The sequence below is a fragment of the Streptomyces globisporus genome, from assembly GCF_003501885.1.
GTDB classification, from domain to species: domain Bacteria; phylum Actinomycetota; class Actinomycetes; order Streptomycetales; family Streptomycetaceae; genus Streptomyces; species Streptomyces globisporus_D.
Map to the genome: position 1 here is coordinate 1 of NZ_QWFA01000316.1, position 4264 is coordinate 4264.

At 72.2% G+C, this 4264-nt stretch carries 4 protein-coding genes; 2 read left to right on the top strand and 2 right to left on the bottom strand.

The window, feature by feature from the left end:
* Nucleotides 1-51 precede the first annotated feature (51 nt).
* Together D3105_RS32715 and D3105_RS32720 are read left to right on the top strand one after the other, a co-directional pair.
* Complete coding sequence (locus D3105_RS32715) at nt 52-1299, top strand: MFS transporter (RefSeq protein ID WP_118906459.1); 1248 nt, start codon at nt 52-54, stop codon at nt 1297-1299.
* 37 nt (nt 1300-1336) lie between these two features.
* Nucleotides 1337-2104, top strand: coding sequence for an SDR family NAD(P)-dependent oxidoreductase (locus D3105_RS32720; RefSeq protein ID WP_118906460.1), 768 nt, complete (start codon nt 1337-1339; stop codon nt 2102-2104).
* Between the two features lie 601 nt (nt 2105-2705).
* Here the strand turns inward: D3105_RS32720 and D3105_RS32730 are convergent.
* Together D3105_RS32730 and D3105_RS32735 are read right to left on the bottom strand one after the other, a co-directional pair.
* Nucleotides 2706-3242 carry a thioesterase family protein gene (locus tag D3105_RS32730; RefSeq protein ID WP_118906462.1) on the bottom strand — a complete coding sequence of 179 codons (537 nt, stop codon included), beginning with the start codon at nt 3240-3242 and terminating at the stop codon, nt 2706-2708.
* Nucleotides 3239-4255, bottom strand: a complete 1017-nt coding sequence (locus tag D3105_RS32735) for a 3-hydroxyacyl-CoA dehydrogenase NAD-binding domain-containing protein (protein WP_425315770.1) — start codon at nt 4253-4255, stop codon at nt 3239-3241. The genes D3105_RS32730 and D3105_RS32735 overlap by 4 nt, the downstream gene beginning before the upstream one ends.
* Nucleotides 4256-4264: the final 9 nt, after the last annotated feature.

Consider the following 4264-nt stretch of genomic DNA (forward strand, 5'->3'; position numbering starts at 1 on the left):
CGCCCCCTGACCCCGCCCACCCCACATCCTCATACGGGAAGAAGTTTTCGCATGCCCTCCGCCACCGGGTCCGCCCCCGACAAGCTGCCCTTCGTCGTCTGGGTGCTCGCCGCCGGCACGTTCCTGATGGGCACCACCGAGTTCGTCATCGCCGGACTGCTGCCCGAGATGGCCGCCGACCTGAACGTCAGCGTCTCCCACGCCGGCCTCCTGATCACCGCGTTCGCCGTCGGGATGATCATCGGCGGGCCCACCATGGCCATGGCCACCCTGCGCCTGCCCCAGCGCCACACCCTGATCGGCGCCCTCGCCGTATTCGCCCTCGGACACGCGGTGGCCGCGCTCAGCACCTCCTTCACCGTCGTGCTCACCGCCCGGGTGGTGACCGCCCTGGCGACCGGCGCGTTCTGGGCCGTCGGCTTCGTCATCGCCACCACCGCCGCGGGCCCGGCCCGGTCCACGCGGGCGGTCGGCGTCATGATGGGCGGGCTCACCCTGGCCAACGTGATCGGCGTGCCGATCGGCTCGTTCGTCGGCCACTACACCGGCTGGCGCGGCCCGTTCTGGGCGCTCGCCGTCCTCGCCGCTCTCGCCGCCGCGTTCGTCGGCCGGTTCATCCCCCATACCGAACAGCGGGCCGAGGTCTCCGTGCGGGCCGAGGTCCGGGCCCTTCGCCAGGGGCGGCTGTGGCTCGCCCTCGGCGCGGCCGTGCTGATCATGGGCGGTGTCCTGGCGACGTACACCTACATCACACCGCTGCTGACCGACCGGGCGGGCATCCCGGCCGGTGCCGTGCCGCTGGTGCTGATCGCCTTCGGGATCGGTGCGCTGGGCGGCACCGCGATCGGTGGCCGTCTCGGGGACCACCGCCCGATGGTCACCACGATCACCGCGTCGGCAGCGACCTCCCTCATCCTGCTGGCCCTGATCCCCGCCTCGAACAGCCCCATGGCCGCCGTGATCCTGGTGTTCGGCATGGCCCTGGCCGGGTTCACCGTCAACCCGGTCGTCACCTCCCTCGCCGTCCGCTTCGCAGGCGACGCCCCCACCCTCACCTCGGCGCTGACCACCTCCGGCTACAACACCGGCATCGCCGCCGGATCCCTCGCAGCGGGCCACGCGCTGGACTCCTCGCTCGGCCTGACCGGCCCGGCCCTGGTCGGCGCGGTCTTCGCCGCGCTCACCCTGCTGCCCCTGATCGCCCTCGCGCTGCGCGGCACCACCGGCCCCTCCCGGATCGTCGCCCATCACACCACCGACACGTACGAACCGCAGACCGCCACCACGTCCGCGCACTGAACTCCACGCCCGTACACCTTCGTTGGGAGCCACCGTCATGAACCCCACCTACGACTTCACCGGCCAGGTCGCCTTCGTCACCGGCGCCTCCTCCGGCATGGGCCTGGCCACCGCCCGCGCGTTCGCCGAAGCCGGGGCCGCCGTCGCCCTCGCCGACATCAACGAGAACGCCGTCAACGCCGCCGCCAAGCAGCTCACCGACGACGGGTACCAGGTCCTCGCCCTGGTCTGCGACGTCACCGACGAGGACCAGGTCGCCGCCGCCGTCGACCGCACCGTGGAAACGTTCGGACGGCTCGACATGGCCTACAACAATGCCGGGATCATGCCCCCGCCCACCGACGCCGCCGACGAGAGCGCCGAGCAGTTCGACCGCGTCCAGGGCATCAACCTGCGGGGCATCTGGGCGAGCGTGAAGCACGAACTGCGTCACATGCGGGAACAGGGCAGCGGTGCGATCGTCAACTGCTCCTCCCTCGGCGGCCTCGTCGGCAACCCCGGCCGCGCCGCCTACCACGCCTCCAAGCACGGCGTCATCGGCCTCACCAAGAGCGCCGCCCTCGAATACGGCTCCCGCGGTGTCCGCATCAACGCAGTGTGTCCCGGCACGATCAGCACCCCGATGGTCGACTCCATGGTCGAAGGCGGAGAACTCGACCGCGACCAGGCCGAAGCAGGCCAGGCCATCGACCGGCTCGGCACCGCCGACGAGATCGCCCAGGCCGTCCTGTGGCTGTGCAGTGACGGCGCCAGCTACGTCACCGGCATCGCTCTCCCCGTTGATGGCGGCTACACCGCCCAGTAGCCTGCCCTTCGCCCGTGGGGCACGACGCCCCCGGCGTCACTAGTCCGGTCCCGGCCCTCACTCCCGTACGACCTGACCCGCCGATCCCGAACCGGTTTCAGCCTCCTGGCCGCCAGGAGGCCATCGGGCCGTGCCCTTCCCCACGGGTGCCCGCTGTGCTGTTGAACGTGTCTCGGGTGTACGGGCTCCCAGGTCGAGGCCGATGGGGGAACGCAGCGAGGCGAGCTGCTGTATCTCCACGTCGGCTTCCCGCCGGAGTCGGCCGTGGTGGTCCATGAGTTCGGTCCAGATCCGCCTTCCGTTGAGCTCTCTGCCGATCCCGGCCGCCGGAGGCCGACGGGAGGAGGGGGCACACGGTGCGGGTCCTTCCGGTTCAGGACGTCGCCTTCGCCGCCCGGAAAACCCGCCTCCAGGTCGGCCTTGAGGTCGTCCGCACGGGGCGGTGACGGGCTGAATACGGACCGTGGGACGCCCTCGGCGCCCTCGGAAGCGTGATGCCCGCCTGGCCACGAACCCGCAACGGCCCGTCACGGCCCGCAATGCGGAACCAACGCGCATGCCATGCCCCGGGCGCGGGCGGGGGCAGGGCATGCGCGCGCGTTCAGCGGACCGCCGGGACCTCGGCGATCGAACGGCCCGCCCACGCGGGCGCCGGCTCGACGAGCGAGGCCAGCCGTTCCCGTACGGAGTCCGGGAACGGGGCGGTGCGGCCCGCCCGTTGGTCGACATGGAGCGCCAGCAGTTCGGTCGTCGCCACCGGGACGGCCTCCGGCTCCGGTACGTCGTCGGGGGCGCCGACCACGTACAGCTCGTGGCAGAAGCGCGCCTTCTTCGCGTCCACGCCCAACAGCCGGGTACGGACGGCGAGATGGGATCCCGCGGCCACCTCGCGGAGATAGCGCAGATGCGACTCGGCGGTGTAGAGCGAGCAGCCGGTGCTCTCCCGGTAGCCGGCGTGCAGACCGGTCTCGATCATCATCGCGTCGGTGGCGTACCCGAAGACGAGGACGTAGAACGCCTCGCTCATATGGCCGTTGTAGTCGATCCACTCGGGCCGTACGGTCCGGTGGAACAGGGGGAGCGACGTGTCGACGTCCTCGACCACGGCCGCCTCCTCGTGCGTGGGCTGCTCGCTCATCGGGTCGCCTCCTCGGCGGAACGGGGCAGGCGGCCGGTCGCCCGCAGGATGTCGATGACGCCCCGGTCGCGTTCGGCGACCAGGTCCGCGATGCTCCGGCCGTCCGCGGCCTCGTCGCAGCCGGCCACCACCGCCGCGTACAGGGCCCGGTCCAGCTCGGGTGCTTCGAGCCGGGTCCAGGGCGACTTCAGCGACGGGCCGAAGTGGTCGAGCATGTGCGCCATCCCGCCCTCGCCGCCCGCGAGCGCGAACGTGAGCATCGGCCCCATCACCGCCCAGCGGAGCCCCGGCCCCTCGGTGATCGACGCGTCGATCTCCGCCACCGTCGCCTCGCCGTTGGCGACCATGTGCAGCGCCTCGCGCCACAGGGCCTCCTGGAGCCGGTTGGCTATGAAGCCGGGCACCTCGCGGTCCATGGTGATCACGGACTTGCCCGCGACCTCGTAGAAGCGCGAGGCCCACTCCACCGCTGCGGGGTCGGTCCGTTCGCCGCCGACGACCTCGACCAGGGGGATGAGGTAGGGCGGGTTGAAGGGGTGCCCGACGACGAGCCGCCCGGGGTCGGCTGCCTCGGTCTGCATGTCCGTCATCGGATAGCCGGAGGTCGACGAGGCGATCACCGCACCTGCGGGTGCGGCGGCGTCCAGGCGGGCCAGCAGGTCGCGCTTGAGGTCCAGCTTCTCGGGGGCGCTCTCCTGGACGAACTGGGCGTCGGCCACGGCCTCTTCGAGCGTCGCGGTGACGGTCAGCCGGTCCTGCGAGGCCCCGTCGGCCAGGCCGAGCTGTTCCAGCGCGGGCCAGGCGGCGGCGACGAGCCGGTGCAGCCGGACGGCCGCGTCGGGGGCCGGGTCCCAGGCGGTGACGTCGTAACCGCGGGCGAGGAAGTGGGCGGCCCAGCCGCCGCCGATCACCCCGGCCCCGACGCACGCCACACGGCGTACGTCCTCCGGGGCGCAGGGAGTGGGGGGACCGGGGGGCGGGGTGGGCAAGGGGATGACGGTCACGGGTGACACTCCGGAAAG

What these genes read in the sequence shown, in the direction of transcription:
- D3105_RS32715 (WP_118906459.1), top strand. Translation starts at nt 52, where the DNA reads ATGCCCTCCGCCACCGGGTCCGCCCCCGACAAGCTGCCCTTCGTCGTC.
- D3105_RS32720 (WP_118906460.1), top strand. Translation starts at nt 1,337, where the DNA reads ATGAACCCCACCTACGACTTCACCGGCCAGGTCGCCTTCGTCACCGGC.
- D3105_RS32730 (WP_118906462.1), bottom strand. Translation starts at nt 3,242, where the DNA reads ATGAGCGAGCAGCCCACGCACGAGGAGGCGGCCGTGGTCGAGGACGTC.